Annotated in this window: 26 protein-coding genes; all 26 read right to left on the bottom strand. The window is 55.9% G+C overall.

The window, feature by feature from the left end:
- Positions 1–7: 7 nt before the first annotated feature.
- The 26 genes from IM760_RS08550 to IM760_RS08430 all read right to left on the bottom strand — a co-directional run bounded on the left by IM760_RS08550 (position 8) and on the right by IM760_RS08430 (position 26,550).
- Entirely contained in the window at positions 8–1,078 is a 1,071-nt protein-coding gene (locus IM760_RS08550) for a hypothetical protein (protein WP_204428336.1), read from the bottom strand.
- 245 nt (positions 1,079–1,323) lie between these two features.
- Positions 1,324–2,499, bottom strand: a complete 1,176-nt coding sequence (locus IM760_RS08545; RefSeq protein WP_204428335.1) for an O-antigen ligase family protein — start codon at positions 2,497–2,499, stop codon at positions 1,324–1,326.
- Between the two features lie 171 nt (positions 2,500–2,670).
- On the bottom strand, positions 2,671–3,396 hold the full coding sequence (locus IM760_RS08540) for a nucleotidyl transferase AbiEii/AbiGii toxin family protein (protein WP_204428334.1): 726 nt from the start codon (positions 3,394–3,396) through the stop codon (positions 2,671–2,673).
- Positions 3,389–3,619, bottom strand: coding sequence for a hypothetical protein (locus tag IM760_RS08535; protein WP_204428333.1), 231 nt, complete (start codon positions 3,617–3,619; stop codon positions 3,389–3,391). The genes IM760_RS08540 and IM760_RS08535 overlap by 8 nt, the downstream gene beginning before the upstream one ends.
- 161 nt (positions 3,620–3,780) lie before the next feature.
- Positions 3,781–5,175 carry an MBL fold metallo-hydrolase gene (locus IM760_RS08530; RefSeq protein WP_338021386.1) on the bottom strand — a complete coding sequence of 465 codons (1,395 nt, stop codon included), beginning with the start codon at positions 5,173–5,175 and terminating at the stop codon, positions 3,781–3,783.
- Complete coding sequence (locus IM760_RS18840) at positions 5,172–5,669, bottom strand: hypothetical protein (RefSeq protein WP_239549696.1); 498 nt, start codon at positions 5,667–5,669, stop codon at positions 5,172–5,174. Before IM760_RS18840 ends, IM760_RS08530 begins: the two co-directional genes overlap by 4 nt.
- 190 nt (positions 5,670–5,859) lie before the next feature.
- Positions 5,860–6,438, bottom strand: a complete 579-nt coding sequence (locus IM760_RS08525; RefSeq protein ID WP_138771646.1) for a DNA-binding protein — start codon at positions 6,436–6,438, stop codon at positions 5,860–5,862.
- A 533-nt stretch (positions 6,439–6,971) separates the two neighbouring features.
- The gene (locus IM760_RS08520; protein ID WP_204428332.1) at positions 6,972–7,310 is read right to left on the bottom strand and encodes a type II toxin-antitoxin system PemK/MazF family toxin; all 339 of its coding nucleotides are present in this window, start codon (positions 7,308–7,310) and stop codon (positions 6,972–6,974) included.
- Positions 7,301–7,507, bottom strand: a complete 207-nt coding sequence (locus IM760_RS08515) for a hypothetical protein (protein WP_204428331.1) — start codon at positions 7,505–7,507, stop codon at positions 7,301–7,303. The genes IM760_RS08520 and IM760_RS08515 overlap by 10 nt, the downstream gene beginning before the upstream one ends.
- Before the next feature lie 124 nt (positions 7,508–7,631).
- The gene (locus tag IM760_RS08510; protein WP_338021385.1) at positions 7,632–8,396 is read right to left on the bottom strand and encodes a glycosyltransferase; all 765 of its coding nucleotides are present in this window, start codon (positions 8,394–8,396) and stop codon (positions 7,632–7,634) included.
- Entirely contained in the window at positions 8,363–9,724 is a 1,362-nt protein-coding gene (locus tag IM760_RS08505) for an ImmA/IrrE family metallo-endopeptidase (RefSeq protein WP_204428329.1), read from the bottom strand. Before IM760_RS08505 ends, IM760_RS08510 begins: the two co-directional genes overlap by 34 nt.
- Complete coding sequence (locus IM760_RS08500; protein WP_240692434.1) at positions 9,721–10,095, bottom strand: hypothetical protein; 375 nt, start codon at positions 10,093–10,095, stop codon at positions 9,721–9,723. The genes IM760_RS08505 and IM760_RS08500 overlap by 4 nt, the downstream gene beginning before the upstream one ends.
- A 168-nt stretch (positions 10,096–10,263) precedes the next feature.
- Positions 10,264–10,860 carry a glycosyltransferase gene (locus IM760_RS08495; RefSeq protein WP_204428327.1) on the bottom strand — a complete coding sequence of 199 codons (597 nt, stop codon included), beginning with the start codon at positions 10,858–10,860 and terminating at the stop codon, positions 10,264–10,266.
- A gap of 418 nt (positions 10,861–11,278) precedes the next feature.
- On the bottom strand, positions 11,279–12,334 hold the full coding sequence (locus tag IM760_RS08490; protein WP_204428325.1) for an EpsG family protein: 1,056 nt from the start codon (positions 12,332–12,334) through the stop codon (positions 11,279–11,281).
- The gene (locus IM760_RS08485) at positions 12,327–13,424 is read right to left on the bottom strand and encodes a glycosyltransferase family 4 protein (protein WP_204428323.1); all 1,098 of its coding nucleotides are present in this window, start codon (positions 13,422–13,424) and stop codon (positions 12,327–12,329) included. Before IM760_RS08485 ends, IM760_RS08490 begins: the two co-directional genes overlap by 8 nt.
- Complete coding sequence (locus tag IM760_RS08480) at positions 13,421–14,533, bottom strand: glycosyltransferase (RefSeq protein ID WP_204428321.1); 1,113 nt, start codon at positions 14,531–14,533, stop codon at positions 13,421–13,423. The genes IM760_RS08485 and IM760_RS08480 overlap by 4 nt, the downstream gene beginning before the upstream one ends.
- Positions 14,534–14,558: 25 nt before the next feature.
- On the bottom strand, positions 14,559–15,431 hold the full coding sequence (locus tag IM760_RS08475; protein ID WP_204428320.1) for a sulfotransferase family protein: 873 nt from the start codon (positions 15,429–15,431) through the stop codon (positions 14,559–14,561).
- 18 nt (positions 15,432–15,449) lie between these two features.
- Positions 15,450–16,559, bottom strand: coding sequence for a glycosyltransferase (locus tag IM760_RS08470; RefSeq protein ID WP_204428318.1), 1,110 nt, complete (start codon positions 16,557–16,559; stop codon positions 15,450–15,452).
- The gene (locus tag IM760_RS08465; protein ID WP_204428316.1) at positions 16,560–17,495 is read right to left on the bottom strand and encodes a glycosyltransferase family 2 protein; all 936 of its coding nucleotides are present in this window, start codon (positions 17,493–17,495) and stop codon (positions 16,560–16,562) included.
- Between the two features lie 19 nt (positions 17,496–17,514).
- Positions 17,515–18,336: a hypothetical protein gene (locus IM760_RS08460; protein WP_204428314.1), complete on the bottom strand. Its 822-nt coding sequence runs from the start codon at positions 18,334–18,336 to the stop codon at positions 17,515–17,517.
- A complete protein-coding gene (locus tag IM760_RS08455; RefSeq protein ID WP_204428312.1) occupies positions 18,336–18,980 on the bottom strand; it encodes a sulfotransferase family 2 domain-containing protein in 645 nt (214 codons plus the stop codon). The genes IM760_RS08460 and IM760_RS08455 overlap by 1 nt, the downstream gene beginning before the upstream one ends.
- Before the next feature lie 17 nt (positions 18,981–18,997).
- Entirely contained in the window at positions 18,998–20,278 is a 1,281-nt protein-coding gene (locus IM760_RS08450; protein ID WP_204428310.1) for an oligosaccharide flippase family protein, read from the bottom strand.
- A 942-nt stretch (positions 20,279–21,220) separates the two neighbouring features.
- Positions 21,221–23,431, bottom strand: a complete 2,211-nt coding sequence (locus IM760_RS08445) for a polysaccharide biosynthesis tyrosine autokinase (protein WP_204428308.1) — start codon at positions 23,429–23,431, stop codon at positions 21,221–21,223.
- A 19-nt stretch (positions 23,432–23,450) separates the two neighbouring features.
- Positions 23,451–23,882, bottom strand: a complete 432-nt coding sequence (locus IM760_RS08440) for a low molecular weight protein-tyrosine-phosphatase (RefSeq protein ID WP_204428306.1) — start codon at positions 23,880–23,882, stop codon at positions 23,451–23,453.
- A complete protein-coding gene (locus tag IM760_RS08435; protein WP_204428304.1) occupies positions 23,883–25,007 on the bottom strand; it encodes a polysaccharide export protein in 1,125 nt (374 codons plus the stop codon).
- A 31-nt stretch (positions 25,008–25,038) separates the two neighbouring features.
- Entirely contained in the window at positions 25,039–26,550 is a 1,512-nt protein-coding gene (locus IM760_RS08430) for a capsule assembly Wzi family protein (protein ID WP_338021384.1), read from the bottom strand.
- Positions 26,551–26,565: the final 15 nt, after the last annotated feature.

Genomic DNA, 26,565 nt, shown 5'->3' with positions numbered 1-26,565 from the left:
GCGCTTTTCAGCGTTCGGTGCGGGACGCCGCCACCAGGGCGGTCAGGCGGCCGGTGCCGAGCAGGAAGCTGAGAGAGAAGTAAAGGCCGCCGGCCACGAAGGTGCCCACGGTAAGGGTCAGTTCCGACCAACCGGCCAGGGTGCCCACCACCCCGAAACCGACCATGGCCGCGTGCATGGCCACCACCACCAGCAGAGCCTGGCGGGCGTTGAAGCCGTGGTCCAGCAGCAGATGATGGATGTGAGTACGGTCGGCGCTGAACGGCGAGCGGCCGCTCAGGGTGCGGCGCATGAACACCGCCAGCATGTCCAGAATCGGCACGCCCACCAGCCACACCGCCACGATCGGCGCGAAGCTGCCGTCGCGCTGGCTGCCCAGCACCACCAGCCACAGCACCAGGAAGCCCAGCAGATTGGAGCCGCCGTCGCCCAGGAACATCTTGCGACCGCGCAGCCAGGGCGCTTCCAGGTTGAACATCAGATAGACCAGCAGCGCCAGGCAGGAGAGCCCGGCGAACAGGCCGGTGTTTTGGTGGCCCGACACGGTGGACAGCACCGCCACGCCGGCCAGGGTAATCAAGGTGACGCTGCCGGCCTGGCCGTCGATGCCGTCGATCATGTTGTAGGCGTTGATGCACGCCAGCGCGCACACCAGGGTGAACACCAGACCGAAGAAGCCGCCCAGCAACAGCACGCTGTCGCCCAGCAGCAGACCCAGGCTATTGATGTAGACGCCGGACACGGCACAGGCCAGAGCCACGGTGACGCCCTGGATCAGAAAGCGCCAGCGGGCGCTCAGGTCGTAAATGTCGTCCAGGGTGCCCACGGTGGTCAGAATCACCGCGGCGGTGAGGAACCAGCCCCACCCCTCGCCGTTCCACAGGCCGGTGGCCAGACCCGCCACCATCAGGCCGACAAACACCACGCCACCGCCCGCCAGGGGCACCGGCGCCGCGTGCTGCTTACGACCATTGGGATGATCCACGAAGCCCAGACGGTGGGCCAGCGGCAAAAATCCAAACGCGGCGAGCATGCTGCTCAGCGGTACCAGAAATGACCCCAGTACTCCGACTTCCATGCCGTCTTCCTTCTTGGTGTAAGTTGGCGGGCCGGACGATAACCGATCCACAATATTTTGCACAGACCCGAAAAGAGGGGTGCACAGCTACGAAAAAAGCGTGATAAGCTGCCAGGGTGGGCCCTGGTTTCTCTCAATTCTCTCAAGGCAGGGCGCAGTGTAAGCCATCCATATGACAATCGCGCGCACGCGACCGCCGTGAAAGGTGGATTTTCGTAAAAGAATACGTCGAATTGTAAAACGCCCTAGCCGGGCCGCCCGCCCCCTCCGACCCGGACCGACATCACCAACAACCCGGACATCAGAACCAGGTACCCCGCCAGAGTGTGCGGGTCCCGGAACTGGCTCTGGGTCAACCCGAAGCCGGCGAACATCACCACCGTCAGAAGCCCCGCCATGGCCACGGCGCCCGCCTGGCGCAGCCGCCGCCAACACAGCCAGGCCGGCACCAGATACAGCGGCAGCAGTGTACCCAGCCCCAGCAGCCCGCGCCGCGCCAGGGTGTCCAGCACATCGCCGTGCAGTTGATAGCCGAAGTACTGCGCCTGCTCGTTGAGACGCCCCGCCTCGATCAGCCGTTGCAATTCCAGGGCCAGGCCCTGCTCGCCCCAGCCCAGCCAGGGCTTCTGCAGAAACAGCGACCAGGCGGTGCCCCACATATCCAGGCGCAGCCCCACGGAGGTGCCGGTAATGCCGTCCGCCGCGAAGCGATGCAGATCGCTGAACAGATCCTCCACCCGGGGCCACACCCGCGCCGCCGCGAACACCAGCAGCGCCAGCAGCAGGGCCCAACCGGCCCCGCGCCAGGCCAGCGGCAGGGACGACCAACGGCGCCAGAGCGCCCCACCCCGCCAGGCGGCCAGCATCAGCACCACCGCCGGCAGCGTGATCCAGCCGCCCCGTGTGCCGGACAGCAACGACGCCACCAGGCCGAGCACACCCGCCGACACCAGCAGCGCGCCCCAACGCGGATCGCGCCGCTGGAACAGGCCGCCCAACAGGGCCAATACCCCCAAGCACAGGGAAAGATTACCGAAGGGAATCGAGTTCATGTCGGTGCGCACCCGGACCCGCACCGTGCCGCCCCACTGATGCAACAGAAGGGCCCCGGCCACCGCCGCCGCCAGGGCCGCGCCCCACCACAGCGCCGCCGGCGCCGGCGGAAAGCGCCGCCACGCCACGAACAGCCCCGCCGCCGCCAGCGGCCAGTACGGCAGGGAAGCCAGGGTGTGCGCCGCCGTCGGCACCCCGCCGCCACGCCCCGCGTCCAGCAGCCAATGGCCCGCGAACGCCAGCAGAGCGAGCAGCCAGGCGCCGGCCGCCGCCGGCGCGGGCCCGTCAGCCGGCCGGCACGACGCCGCCGCCAACGCCCAGACACCGGCCAGCAGAGCCACCAGACCGGCCGCCCGGGGGTCGAGCATCAACGCAACGGGGAAAACGAACAGAATGACGGAAGAAAAGAGGGACAAACCGAACGCCTTATCACTCAAGGACAAAACACCCGCAGGTCCAAATCGCGGATGTGGTGGTAATGGCGGTCGTTGGCGACAGCCTTCGCGGCGACCCATCGCTCCGCAAGCATTAAAAGCAGATCAGAGTTCGTCGCGGGAACGCTCGGTTCGCTCCATGCCCTGGTCCGTCGCAAGCAGGTCAATGCCGTCGATAATCACGGACCGGTTCTGGATCTGCAGTGCGTCGAAGCATTTGCTTCGATAAGCCTGGGTGGATTGAAACTTTTGCAAGGCCTTGGCGAGCGGTTCCACGACGGGATAGGCCTCCTCGGCTTTCGAGATGGCCTCTTCGCAAAGCCCTTCATGCAACCTCAGAACCGCCAAATCAATTAAATCACGGGATTCGATGGCCGAATCCGCCCATCGATCCGCATTCGCCAGTAATTTTTCCGCGTATCGGTCCACTCGATTCAGGCAGGGAGTGTTCAGCCAAGGGTATTTTTCCGGTTTACCGAGCTCGATCCTGGCCTCGGCCACAATCTCGAACTTTATGGGCGTGCCATCAGCCATCACCAGAAAGCGGATACCATATTGGTCCGCCCGAAGTTCGCGCGGGAACTCCAGGTCATTCACGTTTTGAAAGAGGAAAGTGGGAGAATGCCCGGCTTCAGCGGCCGCTTTACGCAAGTCGCGATACCCGGGCCCCACGGGACATAGAAAGTCGATATCCTTGCTCCAGCGATATTCATCGTGGAGCAAGGCAATCAGGGTGCCGCCGCCGAAATAAGATCCGGTTTTTTCGAATATGGAGGAATCCAGAGCGTCGAGAACACGCAGAATCTTGCAATGATGTTCGTGATCAAACATCTACTTGCAGCCAAGACCCCTTGGCCACGGCAAGTTTATGGACAAAAGCTCTCTCTTGACCTTCCAGATCGGCCAGCGCTCCCCGGTATTCCCAGCCGCGTTCATAACGGTTGAGCATTTCGTCCGGGGTAAGGTCATGCACATTGCGCAAATCCCAACATACCGCCTCCAGGAACGGGAGTCGTCCGGGTATGTTGAAATGTCCTTGCTGTTGCATTTCCATCTAAGCCTTTGATTTAAAAGGATTTCTTGATCAGTGCGTGCTAACGTCCCACTTCCGCGTGGCGGAAGTGGGACGTTAGCACGCACTGAGAAAATACACAATCGTCAATCTCATACTACCGGAAACCGAATAAAGCGTCTAATGCCTGAATTTATCTCAAGCTACGCCGGGTCATACGAGGGACATTCCACCGACACCGCCCTGCCGGCCGCCTGGTAGCGTTGCCGCAGGGCGTCCGCCAGGGCCTGTTTGGCGTCCGGGTCGCCGTGCACGATCAGAATGCGCGAGGGCCAGCGGCTCTGGCCGGTGACGAAGTGAATCAGGCCGTCCCGGTCGGCGTGGGCGGAGTAGCCGCCCAGGGTTTCGATGCCGGCGCGGATGGTCATACGCTCCCCGTCCAGGTCCACATAGCCACCGTTCGGCCCGTGGATCTGAATGGCGCGCCCGGGGGTGCCGGCGGCCTGGTAGCCCACGAACAGCACGTTGTGGCGCGGGTCGCCGAGCATGGCCTTCAGGTAGTTGACGATGCGCCCGCCGGTGCACATACCACTGGCGGCGATCACGATGGCCGGGCGGCGGCTCTCCGCCAGATGGCGCACCATGCGCTGGTGGGCGGCGTGGTCGTCCACGGTCAGCCGCTGCTCGAAGGCCAGCGGCCGGCGCCCCGCCGCCCGGCGCGCCCGCGCCTCCACTGGCCAGAACCGGGCCAGCTCCCGATATACCCGGGTAAAGCGGGTGGCCAGCGGCGAATCCAGAATCACCGGCAGCTCGCGCCAAGGCAGCCCGTCCACCGCCTCGCCGTCGCCGCCCTCCTCAATAATGTCTTCCAGCTCGTAGAGCAACTCCTGGGTGCGCCCGATACTGAAAGCGGGAATCAGCACCGTGCCCTGGTCGCGCAGCGCCCGCCGCAGCACCGCCGCCAGCCGCTCCCGACGGCGCGCCCGCCCCTCGTGGCGGCGGTCGCCGTAGGTGCTCTCGATCACCAGGGTATCGCAGCCCTCCGGCGGCACCGGCGGATCCAGCAGCGGCGCATGGGGCGCGCCCAGATCACCGGAAAACACCGTGCGGTGGCCGGCCACGTCGCACTCCACATAGGCGGACCCGAGAATGTGCCCGGACCGCCTCAGCCGGATGCGCGCCTCATCGTGCACGTCGTGCCACTGGTCATAGGGCAGCGCCACCAGCCGTTGTTCGATCACCTGGAGATAGCGGGCCACCGCCTCGGTCTGGCGGCTCAGGCTCAGCTTGAAGGCGTCCTCCAGCACCAGCGGCAGCAACCGCGCCGACGGCTCGCTGCACAGAATCGGCCCCTCGAAGCCGGCGGCCAGCAACCAGGGAATACGCCCCACATGGTCGATGTGAACGTGGGTAACCACCAACGCCTTGATGCGGCGCACGTCGAACCCGATGGCCAGCTGATCCGGCCCGCCCCGGGGCGCCGCGTCCTCGCCCTGGAACAGCCCGCAGTCGATCAACAGGCTGGCGTCCGGCCCCAGCACCAGCTCATGGCAGGAACCGGTAACGCCGTCCACCGCGCCGTGGTGATGAATGGTCACCGCTCCAACCGCCCCAACAACGCCAGGTCCAGGGCCATGACGCGGCCGGCATCCAACTCTTCGCAGGCCAGCGCCAGCACCGCATGGTGCAGCGCGCCGCACCAGCCGGTGAGGGTAATCAGCCCGGCGGCCACCCGCTCCCGGGACCACTCGGTGAACGACCGCTCCAGATCCGACGAGCCGGCCTCGAGATAGCCCCGCGCCTGCCCGTCCAGCCAGGCGGCGGACAACGCCAGCTCCGCCAACAGCAGATGGGAACGCACCAGCCCCAGGCAACACGCCCGCGGGTACCCGGACAGCGGCGTGTGCACGCCACACCCGCAAGTGTGCCCGGCCACATACCCCATCGCGTGCAACTGGCACCGCCCCACCAGGGACATCAGGTCCAGCTGCTGCTTGATCAGCCGAAGCCAATCGGCGAAAGCGGCGGCGGTGAAGGTGACACGTTCGAACGTCATGCCCTCCAGCCGATCCAGATAGTCTTGCATTGTCACCCCGGACCATCTCCTTGTGCGCGAACAGCAGCTTGTAGCCGGTGTCATGCTGTGCCATCCCTCGCCCCAAATACTGACCTTATGAACAGTATAAAGGGCGAGCGAACCAGCATCTGTCAGCCAAAACGGAAAAGGATGTAAGCCTAAGCGGACGGCAGCACCAGCTCATGGCAAGAGCCGGCGGTAGTGATCAGCTAACCAGGAGCTGTTCCGCCTTTTGGATTAGCTCAGGGGCAGCGGCACGGCTCTGGTGGTATTCCTTGGTGCTGTTCAGCATTCGTATCGCGGAAGCCAGCGTGATAAGCGATTGCGCAGGCTCTGATGTCGCCTGAATTTTCCGATTGTCCATCATCCATGCGAGAACTTCATCCGCGTGCCAAAGGGGGGTACCTCCGGATACCCGAGGCGATGGGAATCGCGTGGCGGTTCTTTTCACCTCACCTTTCGCATACTTACGCATCGCCTGCCGAGTGACTTTTGCCAGCCTGTCCGTCATCAGCTCGGCGAGCTCAGATAAATTAAGCAAATCCGGCCCTGCAGAGACCAATCGCGCTTCTGGGATAGCCGTTTTTACGTCTCGCACGGCGGTTTGCAACGCTTCCCAGGCGGTCGGCGCTTCTCGGTTGAAGTCGAGGGACAGATAGCCGTGGGAGGCGAGGCCGACCAAGGCATCGTCACAGCCTGCCTCGAACAGAGCGTCCAACCAGAGTTCGGGGTCGGCCTCGCCGTCAGGAAGCTGAAAATGAAGCTGGAACTCAAACGTACTCATTCCTCACCTCCCGTGTACTTACACTTTTCCACCCATTTAATGAAGCGCCATTTCGATGGCCGCCTTGGGATGCTTTCCACGCGCCATATCGATCTTCCCCCAAAACCTATCGCCTCTTATCTTTGTTGTCAAGTGACAACAAAGACAATGAGATCGAGCCTTAGAGAATCAGGTCCCAGATTTCGCACCATCTCCTTGTGCGCGAACAGCAGCTTGTAACCGGAACACTGATCCCATGAACAGTATAAAGGGCAAGCGAACCAGCATCTGTCAGCCAAAACGGAAAAGGATGTAAGCCTAAGCGGACGCAGGCTTGGGGGGTTACGGGCGGGCGCCCTCGAGGCAATCCAGCGCCGCCCGCACCACCAGGCGCTCGTCGAACTCCGCCTCGATGCGGCCGCGGGCCGGCCCATGGACGCGGCCTCCAGCACCGTGCGCGGCATCCCCTCGCGGTGGGACGGCAGCACCAGCGCATGGCTCTCGGCGATTATAGAAATGGAGAAGACATAGAAACGGGGTAAGAAAACGTAAAGTCAGCAGCAATCAAAGTACTGACAAAAATCTCGATGGAGCGCCTGAAAACGTTCCGGTGTCAAAACACCATATTTCTTGTCGACGACCGCCTTTGAGATAACAAATGTCTTCCGGACCATAACTTTCGAAATTTTCGGAAGAACTCCTTCTTTCAGCTCGTCAGGCTGCAACAAGCTTTCATCCGCATGTAGCTTGTGGGCTTTGCTACTCACCGGAACACCGACAAAATCATCGAACGGCAAATTATCCTTAAAGACAATAACCGGCCTGCGCTTGCTTTCACCAAGATCGGAAAAATAGAACTCACACAGGACCAGCTCGCCCTGCTTTACGTCCATACCTCATCCTCTTCGGGATCCGTCCATTCCTCAATCGTGCCGGCGGAGTGGTTCGAAAGCGCGCGCACCTCTTGGTCACTCTCGCTGTTCTCGACCAGAATCACGACACGTGCGCGGGTATTCTTTAACCGTGCATACTGTTCCGGAACCACCATAATGCCATTACGAATGATCGTCTCAAATTCGATTGCATACATGCCAACCCACTCCTCTAAAGCACGCCTCAACCCACCGTGGCTCCCACCTTACCATACCGCCCAATCGTAGCAGGGTGATGCCCAACTCTGCCACAGACCCTGTGACTGCGCGCAGGTTGGGGGGTTACGAACGGGCACCCTCAAGGCAATCCAGAGCCGCCCGCACCACCAGCCGCTCGTCGAACTCCGCCTCGATGCGGCGGCGGGCGGCCTGCCCCGCTGCCGCCAGGGTCTCGGGGGGCAGCGCCAGGCAGTCCTCCATGCAGGCGGCCAGGGACTCGGCGCTCTTCACCTCACACAGCCAGCCGGTTTCGCCGTTCACCACCGCCTGGCGGCAGCCGGGCACGTCGGTGACGATAGCGGGCCGGCCCATGGACGCGGCCTCCAGCACCGTGCGCGGCATCCCCTCCCGGTAGGACGGCAGCACCAGCTCATGGCTCTCGGCGATAAAGGGCCGCACATCGTCCTGCTCGCCCAGGTATGCGATAACGCCCTCCTCCCGCCAGCGTTCCACCTCCTCCGGCAGGATGGCACTGCTGTTGCTCACCCCCTGGGGCCCGATCAGCAGAAAACGCACGTCCGGACGCCGCCGAGCTACCTGCGCGGCGGCGGCCACGTACTCCCGCACGCCCTTATCACCGATCAGCCGCGCCACCATCACAAAGGTGAACGGCCCCTCCGACGGCAACGCACTGAACAGGAACCGCACCGTATCCATCCCGGACCCGGGCAACAGCGTCGTGGGCGTGTCCCTCAGCAGGCCGGTGGCCTGAAAGGTCCGCAGATTGATAACTTGACGCCAAGGAGGGATAAAGATTCTGGGGTAACAAAGAGGGAGGAACGGAGACCCGGGGTTCAGGCGCGCGCCGCCAAAGGGCGGTAAGGCCACGCGTCGTTGCCATCGACCAGATCCTCCGTCTCAATAAGATGATTGTTTGCCAGCAAGTTTATCACCGTGGTGGTACTGACATCGAAATACTCAGCCACCTCATCAATCGCTGAATCCGAATAATCTCCCTGCATGACCGCTTTCACACCCTCAATCGGACACAGCAATTCCGCCGCGAACGCGCGCTGATATTTTTGCCGGAATGTACCCAGGTCCGAAGAAACGAGCCACCCCTCATCATCTCTTCGAAACATACAGTCGCCAAGAAGACGGGCATACTCAAATCGCCGAGCCACGGGATGCTTCTTACGCGGCATGAAACGAATACCCTGCTGATTCTCCGGGATCGCCACCGACACCCTCGACCGATTTTCCAAGGTATAACCTTTAATAGCGGCGCTGCTAATGCTCAGCGCGTCAAAAAGTGTGCTATTGGGAATCGGCTCGAGGCCACACCCTAAGTAATCACGCACAATTTTTGCGTCCTCAACCGCCACCCTCCACGGCGCCTGGGTATCCCCGGCGTCCCCGCGTATGGAAGTATCCGGAATATTCGGGCGCGCCTGTATGCCGTGCAATTCGAAAAAGCATTCAATCTGCTTCTCATGCTGCACTCCGAACTCGTTACCCTGCGCCAAGGCGGACATTAACTCCGGCAAGGAGTCCTCGCCAACTGTGGTGGCAAGTTGCGACATGGTCTTCAGAAGTGATTCAGGACATTCCTCTGGGTCGTACCCCATCATCGCTTCAAAGGCACGCAGCCGAGCAATCGCTGTATCCGCGGTTTCTTCGCAAATCAGTGTCCAAAGACCCCTGAGTTCCGTATCTTCGCAACCACATGCCTGCAGCCTGTTGAGCACCGCATCGATAAGAGCAGAAACGCCCTTACGAAAATCATCCACCGGCACAAAAAACGGGAAACGGGAACCATTCAAGTATCGGACTGACTGCTCCACACTTTCATCCGATGGCCGGGACCAAAGCTGAATACCCTCGCCATCCGTCGCGAACATAACCGTAGGCCAAATGAAGCCTTGGTTAGCAGACGCCAGCTCATGGGCCATGCGCCAGGACATCGAGGGCCGCACGCCCTTTCCTGGGTGCGGTTCATACAACAAACGCCACCAGGAAGAGGCTAACCAGGACGCCAGGGGATACAATGCTACCAGAACATCGTCCTTGACAGTCCGCGACCAACAATCTTCGTTGCGCGTCAGGGAGTAATTATTAACGGAGAGCGACAGCCGTGCCATGGTGTGGTACAACTCAGGCACATCGTTGCCGACCGCCTCCCATTGAAAAGCAAAGTCCAGATGCCTCTCGCTCATGGCTGCCGTGCCTCCCACTCTCTCAGCACCAGCTCCGCGAACGGGTCCGTCGGAGGCAGAGGGTATCCATGATATGCCCCCGTCATCCGATTCTCCAATTGTGCCTCCAATACATCACCATTCTCGGTAACGGCCCATACCTTTTGCGGCCAGTCGCCTCGGAACTGTCTGCTTATCAACCCCCGACCGATCCCTTCTCGTAATAGTTTACCGGCCACTTCTTTTCTGAAAATTTTCGCCACATCGCATAAGGATTTAGCAGGGTGCGGCGCGGATGGCGGAGTTAATCCGAAATCGCCCGGGTTTTTCTTGTGGGCAGGATTACCACAATAAACAGCAGATTCTTTCAGCGACGCAATATTGATATCCACCAGCTCCGCCGGCGAGCAGATTCGTCGCTTGCTACTGTATCTGTCCCCACCAACGCGCATGGCCTGTGCTCGGGCAATAAAACAATGGATTAGCGAATGATCGCGATAGCTCTGAAGGCTGTCAATGAAGATCCGACAACCGGCAGAGCGGCACCTGCCAATCCAGATCTATGTTGGCTTACCGGCCGTCAGGCAATCCAGAGCCGCCCGCACCACCAGGCGCTCGTCGAACTCCGCCTCGATGCGGCGGCGGGCGGCCTGCCCCGCCGCCGCCAGGGTCTCGGAGGGCAGCGCCAGGCAGTCCTGCATGCAGGCGGCCAGGGACTCGGCGCTCTTCACCTCACACAGCCAGCCGGTTTCGCCATTCACCACCGCCTGGCGGCAGCCGGGCACGTCTGTGACGATGGCGGGCCGGCCCATTGAGGCGGCCTCCAGCACGGTGCGCGGCATCCCCTCGCGGTAGGACGGCAGCACCAGCACATGGCTCTCGGCGATAAAGGGCCGCACATCGTCCTGCTCGCCCAGGTACTCGACCACGCCCGCCTCCCGCCAGCGCGTCACCTCGTCCGGCAGAATGGCACTGCTGTTGCTCACCCCCTGGGGGCCGATCAGCGGAAAACGCACGTCCGGATACCGCCGAGCCACCTGAGCGGCGGCGGCCACGTACTCCCGCACGCCCTTGTCACCGATCAAGCGCGCCACCATCACAAAGGTGAACGGCCCCTCGGACGGCAAGGCACTGAACGGGAACCGCACCGTATCCATCCCGGACCCCGGGCAACAGCACCGTGGGCGTGTCCTTCAGCAGGCCGGTGGCCTGAAAGGTCCGCAGATCCTCTTCGTTCTGGAAGAACACCCGCTCCGCTCCGCGATTGGCGAAAGCGTACAGCTACTCGACAACAGCTATGGCGTTGAACGAGGCGCGCGAAGATTCGGGCTCATGCCGCTCCCATATCTCTTGCATTGTCCGTCGACAAGAGCTCGCTATCCCATTTTATACGTATTAGACGAAGAGTCAGGCAGATCGCCTCTCACCTATGAGCCCTTTGGAAATAATGTCTCATAGGCTCTCCATCTCGAACCCGCAAGCGCACTAATTTCATTTCTGCATTCTTGACAAAAATTACTGAACTTATATCTTCAAATTATAGATCAAAGCGAACAATACAGATCATGGTACACGTTAGTCTGCCGCCCACACAGTTTGATAGGGAAGCCAGGCATCAGAGTGGCTGGCAAAATTCAACCATACAAACTGAACAAGTGCGTAATAACCAATAACAAGTACAACGATCAGCGCTTTCCCTAATTTTTGGTCAGCAACTCTATGCAAACGAGAAAAAACGTAAAGCTGGAGAGGTATTAGGTATAAAGCGACACGATCAGTAGCTGCAGAAGCGATTAAAACGAGAGGCAAACAGCTTATTGCGAATATTGACATCCAAGTCCAAAGCTTAGCCTCCTGAGCCGAAACCGCGAATTTTCTTCTAAAAATCAGGAAGACAACTGCGGGAACGGCGTTCATTAGCACCCTTATCAGCCCACCTTCTGATTCATAATCAGAGACGACATAGGTGCTCCATAGCCTACTTACATGGTCGGATAGGAAAAAGTAGCCAGCACCAGCCGCAATAACAGCCACCCAAAACATCGACCATCCTTTCTTCTCCGTCGATGATAAAGCGGCCATAGGCAACATTAGAACGGCCGATTTATGGAAAGCTGCTGCAACCAAGACCCATAACGTAAACTTAGGAATACTTCTTTCTGAAAGAGCTGATAAGCCGACGAGCAAAAGCCCTAGAGCGACAGATTGCCTCGTGTACCCCATGGATACAACAATAATTAGGTATGGTACGGAAATAAGAAGAGACAGCCAAGGTAAAGGCTGCTTTCTAGAAAAGCTAACGACCCCCCACATGACTATTGCAGCACACACAAAATTAACTAGATATATTTCTCCGCCCAACCGGACGACAAGCCAGTTTAAAATGTAATAACCCGGATCCCCGCCAGTAACCACATCCCAAAGACTTTCTGTAGAAACCCGGATTAAATGATCGTTATACGCGGACCAATCCGCCCCCACTCTGTATCGCAACCCCACAAACAATGTATAAATCAGCCCCCACACCACCCAGAAAAAATTTCCAGACTGAGAATCAAGACGGCGCCCAAAGATAGAACCAAAAATTGGCAGAACGAAAGCAAACCAATAAGGAAACATAAAATTAATCACTCAAAACTTCAAACAGACGCCAGTATTTTCCAATCACAATATTCTCGTCATACTTTTCTTCCGCCAAACGGCGAGACCGATTCATCATCTCTTTCTTATCTTTCTCACCCAACCGGCAAACCTTTAGCATAGCAGTGGCAAGCGATGCCGAGCAGCGAGGGGACACTAGATATCCATTCACCTCATCATCGACAGTCTCTCTACACCCCGGAGTATTCGTAGTGATGATGATTTTTCCAGAAGAAAGCGCCTCTATCAAAACTTTTGGTATGCCCTCTGGATAGTAAGAAGGCAGAACGACACAATCCACTTTAGTTAGCAGACTAGGCATATCCCTGACATGCCCCAAAAATTTCACGCCTTCAGAACCGTCAAGATTTTTAATAAAATTAGCATCAACGGCACGCTCAGAAGAGTCCGGAACCCCGGCCAAAAGAAAAGAGCAGCACTCGCCATTTAAATTTTTAGCTGCTTCCACATATTCGTAAACTCCCTTCTGAGTGATAAGTCGCGCCGCCATCAAAAAGGTCGTTTCAGCTTCAGGGCGCGCGACCGGGTGAAACCGGTTAAGGTCCACTCCTGACCCAGGTATAACGTCGGCAGCGCCAACCTTAATGACGCCGGCTTTGTTGAGCTGATGGTAATCGTCACTATTTTGAAAAAAAATATACGAAGCTTTTCGATAAAAAAAAGAAGACAGCTGCCGATAAAAAAAACCTTTTATCCCAGAAAGTTGAGAAGCTGCACCTAAGCCCGAAACATTAACAACACATTTAACCCTCAAAACCCAACAACAAATTAGGCTATACAAATTTGTCTTGGGGTTAAAAGAAAACAAAACGTCCGGCCGGACTCTTAAGATACTCAAGAAAACACAAATGAAAGAAAATAATTCAAAGTAGAGCGAAGTTCCAGCCGGACTCATTGTAAATTTAACATGCCGCACTCCCAAATCCGAAAGCTCGCCATCTCCATTCTTAGGATACAAGCAAAAAACCTGAACATGTTTACTAAGAAAATATTCTATTGTGGATTTCCTAAAGTTATCTAGATACCATTCGCTATTAGCTACAAATGCCACTTTCTTCATCGAATTTTTTTCCCTTTAAACGCTGCGTCATATAGGGAAATCCACGCGTCACCGGATGCACTCATGGAATAATAATTTTTAACCCTATCTCGTGCGAGCTCCCCCATTCTACTTCTTTCCCGCTCGGGAACAGTAAGCGCGCGGCAAATCGCTGTTGCCAATGCAGCGCTATTCGAAGGAGGCACAACAAAACCCGTCTCACCCATGACTTCCCGCGCACCGCCACAATCGGTAGACACAACGACACGCTTGCACGCCATCGCTTCTGCCAGCACCAAACCGAAGCCCTCCGAAGCTGACGACAACACGAACACATCACAAGCATTCATTAAATCAGGCACGTCGTTTCTTGATCCTAAGATTATTACAGCTTCACTTATACCCAGCTCTACTGCTAAATCAATAATGACCTCTTTCTCTTCCCCATCGCCCACTATAATCAAGAACATAGAACCTAATTTCTGCTTGGATAAAGAAAAAGCTCTAAGAAGATTTGGGTAATCTTTAGCTTTGTGCAGCCGACCGACGGCCAAAACCACTCTATCATCATCACTGAAAAGGAAACTTTCCCTAACCCGCCTTCTTACAGCTTCGTCAAAGTAGAAAGCATCTTCGTCTATACCATTAAACATCACTCTCATAGCGCCATTCTTAACAAGGCGATTCTTTTCAAAATATCTTACGGCGCTCAAAGAGACATTCGTAGAAACATCGCAAAGCGAATCAGTAGCTCTATACAGGAAGCGTCTTACGACACCGCCTTCATTAGAGTTATGAGCACTACTTATAAGAACTGGCATCTTATGAAAAATCCGCAAAACCCTAAAGACAACGTTTGCATGGAATAAATGAGTGTTAATCACGTCAGGCTCAAACTCATTTATTATTTTTATAATTCTGGGTATTGCCGCCACGAAAGAGAAAATATTTTTTCTTAAATTTATACTTTCGATTTTTATTTCAGGACTACGCGGAAGCATTAAAGCTGCGCCTTGAAAGTAAAGCAGCCTAACTTCGTGACCTTTCCTGCTAAAAAAATCAGCCATGCCCACCACTTGGCGCTCAGCGCCGCCAACACTCAAACCAGTAATTACCAACAAAATCTTCACAAAAAATCCTGCCCAAAGGAGCCCTCTAAATCCAACCTGACAAGCTCTTTCCAGTCAGCACCTCTAGCTTTTTAATGTCCTCCTTAAAAAATAGAACCAATTTTTCTTTAACATGTGGGTCTAGCTTTTCGCGCTGCATATCTTGGTAATTCAATTTTTTAATAAGCGAAGGAATGCCGGTTTTTCGAAGCAACACTTTCCAACCATCTTTTCCACTTTTAGACAATTGGTTAGCTATGTTGAAATAAAGCGTTTGCAGCCATCTAAACCTAACTTGCTTGGGCTGATTAACTTTATTATTAGCAATAAAGCCAAGTTGAACTTCAGGTAGATCTAAGAAAGAGCACAAGTCAGAATATACTTTCTCTGGATTAGCTATAATTTCGTCCATAAGAATGAAATGAAATTGCTTTATGTCGAAGCACGTCAGCCACCTTTCTAGTTGTTTGGCGTACAGGCCATCTTCGAGAGATCTATACCCGATATTTGGATCGGCAATAAATTCTTCGAAATCTCCGCTGAACCTCTTTCTACCTTTACTTAGCCTGTAATCTGAAAAAGTTCGGTCTACAGGATTTCTCAGCATAACGATTAATTTTGCATCTGGCGAGTAGTCAAACAATCGATCTCTCGCGGTTTGAGATCTGAAATAACCGGCTGCTATATCGCCTCTAAGTTGGCTTTCCTTCGATTGAGCATATTTATTTTTAAGCCAAGACAATCCTTTTTGAGCGTATAAATCTTGCCCGTCGACATTTGTAAAAAAATGGTGTTCTTTCTCTGGCAAAAATACGAGGGGGTGACTTTTAAGGAGTTCATACAACCACGTAGTACCAGCACGTGGCACACCAAGACAAAAAAAATGTACTTTAGGATTACAAAGCTTGCTTTCATTCATGAAGTATACCTGTCACCTCTAGATGCCCAGCCCCTGCATATATCTAGATGTAATTTCCAAGGGATCATATCGACGTGATGCCTTAATCAACACATTAGGCTGGATCGGTTGATCCAGCGTTCTCGCCATTGCAGCTGCCAGAGCTTCTGGATTATTTATCTCTACCAGCTCCCCATATTTGCCATCAGCAAGAATTTCCTCTACCCCCCCGCCGCATCTTGTTGACACTATGGGGCAGGCAGCAGCCATAGCTTCGATCAAAACATTTCCAAAACCTTCAGATAAAGAACTCATGACCAACATATCAGCGTGAGCCATAAAAGACATCGGTTTACTTTGAAAGCCAACGAGTTCGACGGAGCTGACCAAGCCCTCAAGCTTTATCTGATTTTCCAGTTCTTTTCTTTTAGGGCCCTCCCCAATAATTATTAACTTCGATTTTTTCTGCTTATTTAATAATGAAAATGCACTTACCAAAAGAGAAAAGTTTTTTAGCCTCGATAAAGCCCCGACGGCGATGATCACCGGCTCTATGCGCACCGATTTATCTTCGGACAACCAACGGTGAGGGGGCAATGCTACTTCGTTATCTCTAGGTGCAACGGGGTTTGGAATGACCTTAAAGTTCAGACCTTTAAGACCGACTTCTGACCGATACTCAAACGCCATTTTCTGAGACAGCAATACGCATTGGTTAGCCATGGGATAAAGCGCCTTAATAGCTAACTTAACCCACCACTCTTTTTTAAATGGCGAAGTGGCATCGCTCAACCAAGTGCTTGGTGATACATGGCAGCTAATAGAAACCTTGGTGTTCGGAGAAACCAAGCGGGTAGCAATGATCACCATGCAATTGACGTGATCTTCCGAAGCCAAAACCCCCAAAGGTCGCCTCTTTTTAAAGTACTTAACCAGTCCCGGAAGAGCCTTTTTTGCAGAACTAGCCTCAAGGTCAAAAACGTCGACACTCTGTGGTAAGTCTTCCATTAAAGGACCAACGGCATTAACTAGGACTAAGTCTACCTGGTAACCCAAATCAACCAGTGAAGCAGCTAGTCGCTTCTGTGTTTGTTGTACCCCACGCCACTGCATATCATAACAAACGACCGCTACTCTTTTTTTCTTCATTTAGCCATGCCCTTTCTTTACCAAAAGTTGACCTCGCAAAAATAATAAAATAGGTACGAAGTGATAAAAAGGGGGCATCATCATTATTTTTTTTATTAAATTCTTTAGGGAAATTGGCTTAGGCAAAATCATTCCACTTTGGTATTTTTTTAATTGATTCTTTCCAACACCGCTAATTACTATTGCTTTACATATCATGAAGTGAAAATCGAATTTTGACTGCATAGACATTTCAGACAGGTGTTTATCCATAAACCTGTCCGTTGCTTTCAGATTAGGAGAGGCGCTCATTCTGTCCGCGCCAGAGGAATCAATGATCGCGGTCGGAGTGGTGTCGTGTTCAAGTAAAAACTTCTTAGAAAGACGTATGGCGAGATCCCAGTCCTGATGCTTTTCCAATAAAGAGTCGAACTGCACGGCCATAAAATCTTCTCTATCAATGACAAAAGTGCTCGTTCTTGCGTCACCATTAAGCGAAGTCACATAGCTGGCAAACGTTTCATCTGGTTCAGGTGAGCGCTGGCAACAAGTCTTTTTTCCCTCTTTAGTGACCAAATAGAACGCACCAAAGATGCCTGAGCATTGCCTGGAACAAAGCAGCCTCACTTTCCTAGAAAGATGATTTTCTGTCCAACGATCATCAGAATCTAAAAAAGCGAGTACGTCTCCACGGGCTTCTGAAGCTCCTATGTTTCTAGCATTTGCAGCATTTGTTTTTTGACTTAGCCTTATGCAGCGGCCTTTCTTGCCTAAAATTTCTTTAACAACATTTTGAGGATTGTCTTCAGATGCGTCATCCACAACTATGACTTCAAAAATTGGATAAGTTTGGCTTTTCAATTCTTCAAGGGTATCTTTTAAGAGCGCGGCCCGATTATAAACCGGTATAATTACAGAAACCTTCTTTTGAGTTTCAATTGATGCTTCGCTTGTCATGGCTTTGGTAACCTTTTTTTCAGGGAAGCCATCTGATCTTTTCAAGCTTCTTATACACTCTATCGTTTTCGCAGACCGAAACACCTATTGGCCCTGCTACTTTTTCTAGAAAAGCAAAGTACACTTTCGTAAGGAATCCAGAAACGATAGGCAGGTTATAATTAACCAAACCTTTACGATGCAATAGAAAAACGAGCTCCGAAAGAGCTGAAGGCGCAACTTTTAGCGGGACTTCTCCACGGACAATCATTTTTGTAATCCACAAATCGTCGGCCGTGGGGGCGACTTCCAGAAATCTTTTATCCTCAAGATCCTTTTGCCTAAAGAAACTTTTTTTAAAAACAGCGCCCGCACCGCAATTTATAACGAACCCCCTTTCTATCCGCTTCTCTTCTTGTATTATTGGCCAACATACATAAGATTTATCAATGCCTAGACTATTTCTTGTCACTTTCCGCGAACGAGCGGCAACAACAGAATTTTGCTCTCCATTATAGAAATGATCGAGCAGTTCCTGCAGCCAGACATAACCATACATAATATCGTCATCTGCGGTTATAACTATATCTTCATCATTAATATCATTGAGCAGTGGCAGTATTTTTCTATATGGCCCGGTATTTCTTGTCCATTTTACTTTAACCAATTCGGAAATTTTTGATATTTCCAAAAGCAACTCGGGCGGATGTGTTTTAGATATACCCTCATCGCTCAAATACGGCTCTTCCGAAACCCATAATATGATTTGATCAGGTTTTGTTTTTTGATTAACAATTGACATGATTGCAAATCGACATAACGCCAGCCTTGACTTGGTGGTTGTTAAACTGACGTATATCATTACAGGCCTCTTTCCTCATAATTATACTGAAACACATCAACATCCTGAGCGTATATATTAGCAATGATATTAATGCTTTCGCTGCATTGATATTTTTGCTTCTTTTCTCTGGTTCTATTGAAATATGGCAAATCTGTCTGCAACGAAAGTTTTTCTGCAATTTTTTTATAATCTTCTTCGAGATTTTCGTATCTCCCTAAGAAGTCGACCATCGGATTTTGGTTAGCATCAAGGACAAAAAAACTTTGCGGTATAAACAAGATATGATTTCTAAGCAGCCCTTTGTTTAACCCGTTAATCAGAAAGTCGTCATATCCATCAAATCTATCTAGTAGCGCCTGGAGCTTTAGATCGCTAGCTCCGTTGCCCCCGCCCCTTAAGTAGGAGAAAGCCGAATAGGCACGGTCCCAAGGGTTCCTAACGAAACTGAACTTAAAAAATCTTTTGAACTTTATTGGATTTGCTTTTTGATAAATGTACCAAGGCAAATGATCTCTATTCATTTTGCCCTTTTTGCCTAAACGATCCAATATTGAAGATCCTGCGGATTTAGGAATATGAATAAAAATGCACTTATTTTTATTCAAATACGGTCTGTATGGAAACCTAGATTCTTTATAAAAAGAAATAGCATTTGATAGCATGGGGAATCACCAAAACTTCAAAAGGCGGAAGATTTTATACCCAGTCTTTTTGACACACTAAACATAAGTAGGATATTCCATGTAATCAGACCAATGCTCACACCGGTGGCAGCGCCCACAGCCCCAAAAATAGGGATAAGAATCACACATAAAAGCATACTTACTATTAGGGAGAGACTTTGCCCTACCAACGTATCTCTTTCATGTCCACTCATAGACAAAAGGTTTCCGACAGAACCACAATAAACATTTACAACCTGTCCAACACAAAGAATAGCCAGCGGCCAGTAACTGGCACCCGCGTATTCTCCGCCAAAAAGAAGTGTAACAATCTCTTTGCCGAAAATTATTAATACAATAGCCAAAGGCGCAGCCACAAAAAGTGCGCCTCTGGCCGTATATTTAGCCAGCTTTTGAAGCTCTTTTTTATTTCCGCTTTTAAAGGCTTTTACTATATAAGGCGAGATCACCAGGTTAACAATGGCCAACGACAGCACAACAAACTGCGCCCCACGCTCACCTATACGCATGGCCGCTACCTGTTCATGAGTCCCAAGCAGCCCCAACAGTAGAATACCAACTTGGGCACTAAAGGTACTCATTAGCGCTATGAACGTAAATGGGACCAACGCGGAACCCCACTCTTTAATGCGAAACACTGCTTTTTCTGATTTTCTTATTTTTGGCTTTATAAATAAAAATATGATAGTGGCAATAAAGAAAGTAACGGTATAACTTATAACCTGAGCCTTGATAGCCCTTTCAACTGTTAAATCAAGGTAGAAAATAAATGCGAAGAGCACCGCTAAAAGCACTGTCGGTTGAATGAAATTCCCAGGAAGCTCCGAGTAAGAAGGGTAGCCCAACCCCTTTATTATTCCATTTCTTACAGCGTTAAGGCCCATCACAGGTATTATCAATATCGCAATAGAAAGCAGTTTCCACTGATTATAATCCAAAAGACTGGGTCTTGTGTTTTTTGCTAAAATAAAAGCGAGGACAATAATTATAGAAAAAACTGCAACCCATAGATGGGAGACACGAAAGAGCCCACGATAGCCCCCCCAGTCTTTTTCATGTTTAAACCCTGCCACTTCTCGTGTTAGCAACTGAGGAATACCGCCAGTCAGCGGAAGCACAAAAACTTGAAGCAATGCCATGATATAAGTGTACTTTCCGAAGTCACTAATGCTAAGTGATCGCGCCAGAACTATGCTAACTATCACTCCCAAAGGTATTGAAGCCATTTTCATAGCCCCAACGCCTATGAAGCTTTTCATTAAACCGTTTCTATTCATGCGCACTTTCCAATTCTATTTTTTGCCGCCTCTCATCGTTCAATCTCTTCGAAAATTGCATTTTTGCCAGCCTTCTTATTTAAAAAAAGGTCCTGCGGTTCTTTTCAGAAGCATTCAAGGAACTTAGGTGGGATGCGATATGATGAGCAAAAACCGCTTCGGTAACGCTTACTTGTCGCTAACGACAACAACGGATTTTCTCAAAAAGAGGAGTTTTGAGCTAACATCAAATAGCTATTGCTCGATTCTCAAATAGTAAAAACGTATTGGAAACCTGTACCCACTATAGAAATTCTGTCATGAAGGTATCGATTCGCCCGCCGGTATTTCCCGAGTGAGCTTGGACGGCGCCATGTCCGGGCGGCCCCAGGCGCCATATACCGAAAAGAAACGAAGCCCGCTGGTCGGCAAGCCCAACAGATGGCTCATAGCTGTGCGCCATCATCTCGTTGGCCTTCTTAGTCGCAGCGTAAATGGCAGGGTGTGGTTCGCACCGTCGTGGTTAGAAAAGAGCACCTTAGGATTCGCCCCAAAGACCCTGCTTGTGCTCGCATAGGTTAGATATTGGCATTTCGGCAGGCTTCGATAATATTTATGAAAGTAACAACGTTGTTCTGCACGTAGCCCGGGCGGGTTCTCCAACGAATATCGCACGCTAGCCTGAGCTGCCAAGCGAATAATCCTTTCAAAATCATGCATTTAAGGCAACTGTTAACAGCCTTTTGGTAGACCCACTCACCACGCAAAAATTCATAGTGGCCAGTTAATCGGACGACTGACTTCCTCCAACTCCCTCAGCCGGTCCTCTTTCAGGCTAATGTCGTGATAATTGTTGATATTATCAATGCAAACCATATCGTCGCCTCGCTTCAGCAATCGCCCGGCAGAATGGAACCGGGAAGCTGGCATCGCCTGTCAGCTGGCCTCCGACCGCGACCGGCGTCAATCCTTGCTGTCGTACTTGTAGGCGTAGTAGCCGTATTCGTTGGAGGCGCGGCGTTCGATGCAGTTGAGGATCACGCCTTTGATTTCCACCTTGTTCTGGTCGAAGCGGTTGATGGATACGTCCACTTCTTTTACCGAGTTTTGCCCGAAGCGGGCCACCAGCAGGCTGGTGCCGGCCAGCTGGCCGATAATGGCGGCGTCGGTCACCGCCAGCACCGGCGGGGTGTCCACCAGCACCAGATCATAGCGCTGGGACAGGTCTTCCATCAGCTGCTTGAAGCGCGGGTGCATCAGCAGCTCGGACGGGTTGGGCGGCACCTGGCCGCGGGGCAGGAAGTCCAGGTTCTCGATCTCGGTGCCGGCCATCACGGTATCCAGGTCGGCCTGGCCGGACAGGATGGTGGATAGCCCCTGCTGGCCGTCGTGACCAAAGTAGCGGTGCAGGTGACCCTTGCGCATGTCGGCGTCCACCACCGCCACTTTCTGCCCCACCTGGGCCAGCACCGTGGCCAGGTTGGCGGTGATAAAGGATTTGCCCACTTCCGGGCTGGGGCCGGAGATCATCAGCACCTTGTTGCTGGCCTCCATGGTGGCGAAGTGGAGGCTGGTGCGCAGGCTGCGCAGGGCCTCCACCGCCAGGTCGCCGGGGTCGTTCACCGCCAGCAGCGGCGCGGGCTCGCCATGGGCGCGGCGCTTGCGGCGGCGCAGCATGTCGGCCACCCGGTCGCGGCGGGCCTGCTCCTCGGAGAGCGGCACGGCGGCGTACACCGGAATGCCCAGTTCCTCCAGCTCGTCCGGGGATTCGATGCCGCGGCGCAGCAGGCCGGCGGCCAGCACCACGGCGGCGGTGAGCAAAAAGCCCAGGGCGGTGCACAGCGCCAGGATCAAGCCCTTCTTGGGCGCCACCGCGCCGGGGTAGACCACGGCGTCGTCGATGATGCGCACATTGCCCACGGTGCTGGCCTTGAGAATACGCAGCTCCTGGGCGCGGTTGAGCAGGCTCACGTAGAGCTGCTGGTCCACTTCCACGTCGCGCATCAGGCGCAGGATTTCCTGCTGGGTCTCCGGCAGGTCGCCGATCTGATCATTGAGGCGCGCCTTCTGGGCTTCCAGGGAGCGGCGCTGCTCCAGCAGGGTGCGGTAGGCCGGGTGCTCCTTGGTGTAGCGGGCGGCCACCTCGCTTTCCTTGATCTTCAGGTCATTGAGCTTGGCGTCCATGTCCACCAGCCGGCCGAGCAGGGACTGGGTCTCCATGTTGATGTCCACGGAGTCGCTGTTGGACCGGTAGGCGTTCAGCTTTTCCTCGGCTTCGTTGAGGGTGTCGCGCACCTCGGGCAGCTGCTCGTTGAGAAACTCCAGGCTGTTTTCCGCTTCCGCCGCCTGGCGCTTCACGTTCTGCATCAGGTAGGCCTCGCTGATGGCATCGAGAATGGCGCGGGCGCGGGCCGGGTCCGGACCGGTGAGGCTGATATTGAGCATGCCGGTGTCGCGGCCCTGCTCTTCCACGGTCAGGCTGCCACGGATGCCGTTGACGGCGGACAGCATGGACAGGCGGGTCAGGTTGAAGGTCTCGCCGTCGGGCTCCCAGATGGCCAGGCGCAGCACCACCTGGCCGTCCTCGCCGGTGAGCGGCTGGTCGGCGGGGCCGCTGGCGATCAGCCGGTCGCCCAGGTACAGGGCCGGCTGGCCACCCTCACCGGGGCGCAGCTCGAAGGTGCGGCCCCGGTAGGCTTCCGGCACCTGGAATTCCGCCACCACCACGGTGGCCTCGCCGTCGCGCACGCTGGCGGGCACCGCCCGGCCGGCGTCGTCCACCACGCCGGGGGCGAACTGGAAGCGGCCGATCAGCGGCAGGGTCTGGGGGGCGATGCGGGTGTCCAGGCGCAGCTGCTCCACCACCTCACCCAGCACCATGCGCGAGCGCAGGATGGCGATTTCCGCCGCGGTGGGCGATTCCGCGCCCCCCAGGGCCCGGTCCAACTGGTCCAGGCCGAGCATGCCGCCCTGCTTCTTTTCGATCTGCAGCAGGCCCTCCGCCTTGTAGATGGGCACTGCCATTTGCACATAGGCGAGGCCCAGCACGAAGGCCAGCAGGGCCGCCCCCAGGATCAGCCAGCGGCCATCCACCAGCAGCGCCCACAGCCGCTGCAGATCGATGTCGTCGTCCGTGGTGGCCGGGCGTCCCCGAGAAGCGTGCTGGTCGGTCATTCCTGCGTTTTCCTTTTTTCTAGAGTTTGGCGGCCCAGGCGGCCACCGCGTCACGGATCATGGGGTAGATGCGTTCGTGGACTTCCCGGGACTGGCGGAACGGGTCGGGAATGTCGCGGCCACCGGTCCAGTGGGTGAGCAGCATGGTCTTGCCGCTGGCCTCCGGAAAGCGCTGGATAATGCGCTCCCGCTGGCGGCCTTCCATTACCAGGATCAGGTCCGCCAGGCGGCACAGTTCGCCGGTGAGCTTGCGCGCCCGGTGCTGGTCGCCGCCCTGCATGCCGTGGGCCTCGGCCACCGCCAGGGCGGTGGCGTCCATGCCGTGGCCTTCCAGGCCCACCAGGCCGGCGGAGGTGACCTCCACCCCGGGCTTGTGCGCGGCCAGCAGGCCGGCGGCGGTGGGGCTGCGACAGATATTGCCGTCGCAGACCACCAGGATGCGTTCAAACATTCAGTTGTCGTTCAGTTGGTCTTCCGCGCGGCCACCCAGATAGAGGGCCGTGGCGGTGGGCACCAGCAGGCTCAGCACCCGGTTCCAGCGGGCCAGCGGCGCGGCGGTGACATAGACGATGTCCCGGGACTGCAGGGAGAAGCTGTCCGCCAGCACCAGGGCGGCGGCGTCCTTGGCGTTGAGCTGGTAGACGTCGATGCCGTGGTCGGCGCCGGCCGGCGCCTTGCGGAACACGAACACCCCGGAGGCGTCGGAGGAGCGCGGGTCCAGGCCGCCTTTCTCGGACAGGGCCTCGGCCAGGGTCATGCCGTTGCGGCCCATGGGCAGGCTGGAGGGGCGCATCACCTCACCGAGCACGAACACCTTGTTCTCTTCCGCGCGGGCCACGTTGATCACGTCGCCGGGCTGCAGCAGGATGTTCTGCGCCGCGTTGCCGTCCTGGTAGATGTTGCGCAGGGACAGGCTGTAGTCGCGGCCGTCCCGGGTCAGCACCACGTTGGACCAGTCGGCGGTTTCGCTGATGCCGCCGGCGGCGCTGATGGCGTCCACCAGGCGCAGGGGAATATTGGTGATCGGGTAGGTGCCGGGCTGGCCCACGGAGCCGGTGACGTACACCTTCTTGCTGCGGAAGGCGGCCACGGTCACGTCCACCTGGGGGTTCTCGATGTACTGGCCCAGGCGCCGGGTGATCATGGCGCGGATTTCGTTCACATTCAGGCCGGCCACCTCCACGGTGCCCACATAGGGGTAGAAGATGGTGCCGTCGTTGTGCACCCAGTTGCCGGATTCCGTGGAGCTGCGCTGGGAGCCGGCGGGAATGGTCAGCTCCGGGTGATCCCAGACGGTGACGTTGAGCACGTCGCCAGGGCCCACTTCGTAGTCGTAGCCCTCGGACACCGACTCCAGGCCTTCCGGGGTGCCGATGGCGGTGTCGGTCTTGGGACCATCGAGGATGGCGGTGCTGATCTGGTGCACGCGGATGATGTCCGGCAGCGCCTCGGCGTCGGCACCGTCGTCCTCGGCGAACCAGCCGGGGGACTCGGAATGGTGGGACCCGGGCACCACCGTGCAGCCGCCCAACAGCAGTACCGGCAGCGCGGCGGAGAGTAACCGTAATGCGTTCATGTTCCCTGAATCACTCCGTTCGTTGTCTTTTTTACCAGGCGAAGCTGCGTTGCCATTGGGCCATGGCGGTGACCCGCTCGCGCTCGCCGTCGAAGGTGTCGATGGGGTCGTCACTGGCGGCCAGGGCCCAGGTCATGCGCCCGCCCAGCAGGCCGTGTTCCAGGCGCAGCTCGGCGACCACCACGTCCTGTTCGTCCACCGCCTGCAGGATCTCGGCGCCGCCGTCGGCGACCACCGCCCGTTTGCCGCCCTCGGCGTTGAGGGTGGCGTTGGTGAGCGCGGCGGTGGCCACCCAGCCGTTGCGGAAAAACTGCTGCAGCCCGAGGGTCAGGGTGCGGGCGTCCCCTTCGAAGGTGGTGGCCAGATTACGGCCGTAATAGCGGAAGCCGCTTTGATAGGTGCTGTGCTCGTAGGCGGTGTTGTAGCGGGCGTCGCTGAAGGTGCGGCCGGCCACGGTGTCCGAGGCTTCCAGGAACAAGCGCTGGTGGCCCTCGCCCAGGCCGGTGAGCAGGTCCAGGCCCGCCAGGGTGGAGAACTTGGACGGCAGGCCGCCGGCCTCGTCCTCGCCCATGGCCTGGCCGTACAGGCCGGTGGGCACGCCGAACACCGGGAAGCTGGCGCGGAAATCCAGGCCGGCCACCTGGTTGCTGGGGTCGTCTTCCTCGGCGAAGCCGGTGCTCTGGCCGTTATCCTTGCCGATCAGCGCGTCCTTGAAGGAGTCAAAGCCGTCCGGGCGCCCTTCCCCACCCCACTGGAACAGCCGGGTCAGGCCGATCTGCAGAAAATTCGCCGGGCGGAAGGTGAAGCGGCCACCGATCAGCTTGGCATCGGGCACCGCCCGGTCCTGTTCCAACTGGCCGGCGAAGCCCTGGAAGTCCCAGGGACCGATCCAGGACAGCCAGCGGGAGCGCGGCGCATAGGGCGTTTGCCGGCCAAACCACAGGCCGGTGACCGGGCGGGCGTTGTTGGACAGCGCCAGGGAGCTGTGCCAGCCCGGGCCCCACCAGCGGTCGATGGCACCGGCGCCGAGCTGCCAGTTGCCGAAGCGGCCGGCCACGTAGCTGCCGTCCAGGCGCGCTTCCCGGTCTTCCCGGTCGTTGTCCACGTATTGGGCGCGCACCCGGGCGGCGAAGCGGCGGCCGGTGACGCTCACCGCGGCGGAGGCGTCGGCCTCGCCCCGGGGCTGGTCGCCGTAGTGGCGGAACAGGGGTTCGTCGTTGGCGCCGCCGACGGTGAGCGTGGCGGTGCGGCCGGCGGTCTTGGCGCGGTCCAGGCGGGCGCGCAGCCAGGTAGCGTGTTCGGAGGCCAGGCAGGCGTCGCTGGCGCCATTGAGGCCATGGGCCACCGCCGACCAGTTGAGCGGCCAGGTCAGGGTCAGGCCGTCGAAGCAGCCCTGGGCGGACAGCGCTTCAATATGATGACGGGCCTGCAGGTCGCCGGTCTCCACCCAGGGGGCGGTCCAGGAGGCGGCGCCGGCGGCGCCGCTGAGCCCGATGCCCATGCTCAGCAGAAAGGCCGTCTTCCATCTGTTACCCGGGTTCACCACAAGCGCGTTCCT

The organism is Alloalcanivorax marinus, assembly GCF_016906305.1.
Lineage (GTDB): Bacteria > Pseudomonadota > Gammaproteobacteria > Pseudomonadales > Alcanivoracaceae > Alloalcanivorax > Alloalcanivorax marinus.
The sequence above is the reverse complement of the archived record's forward strand: the minus strand, read 5'-3'. Positions and strand labels throughout refer to the sequence as shown.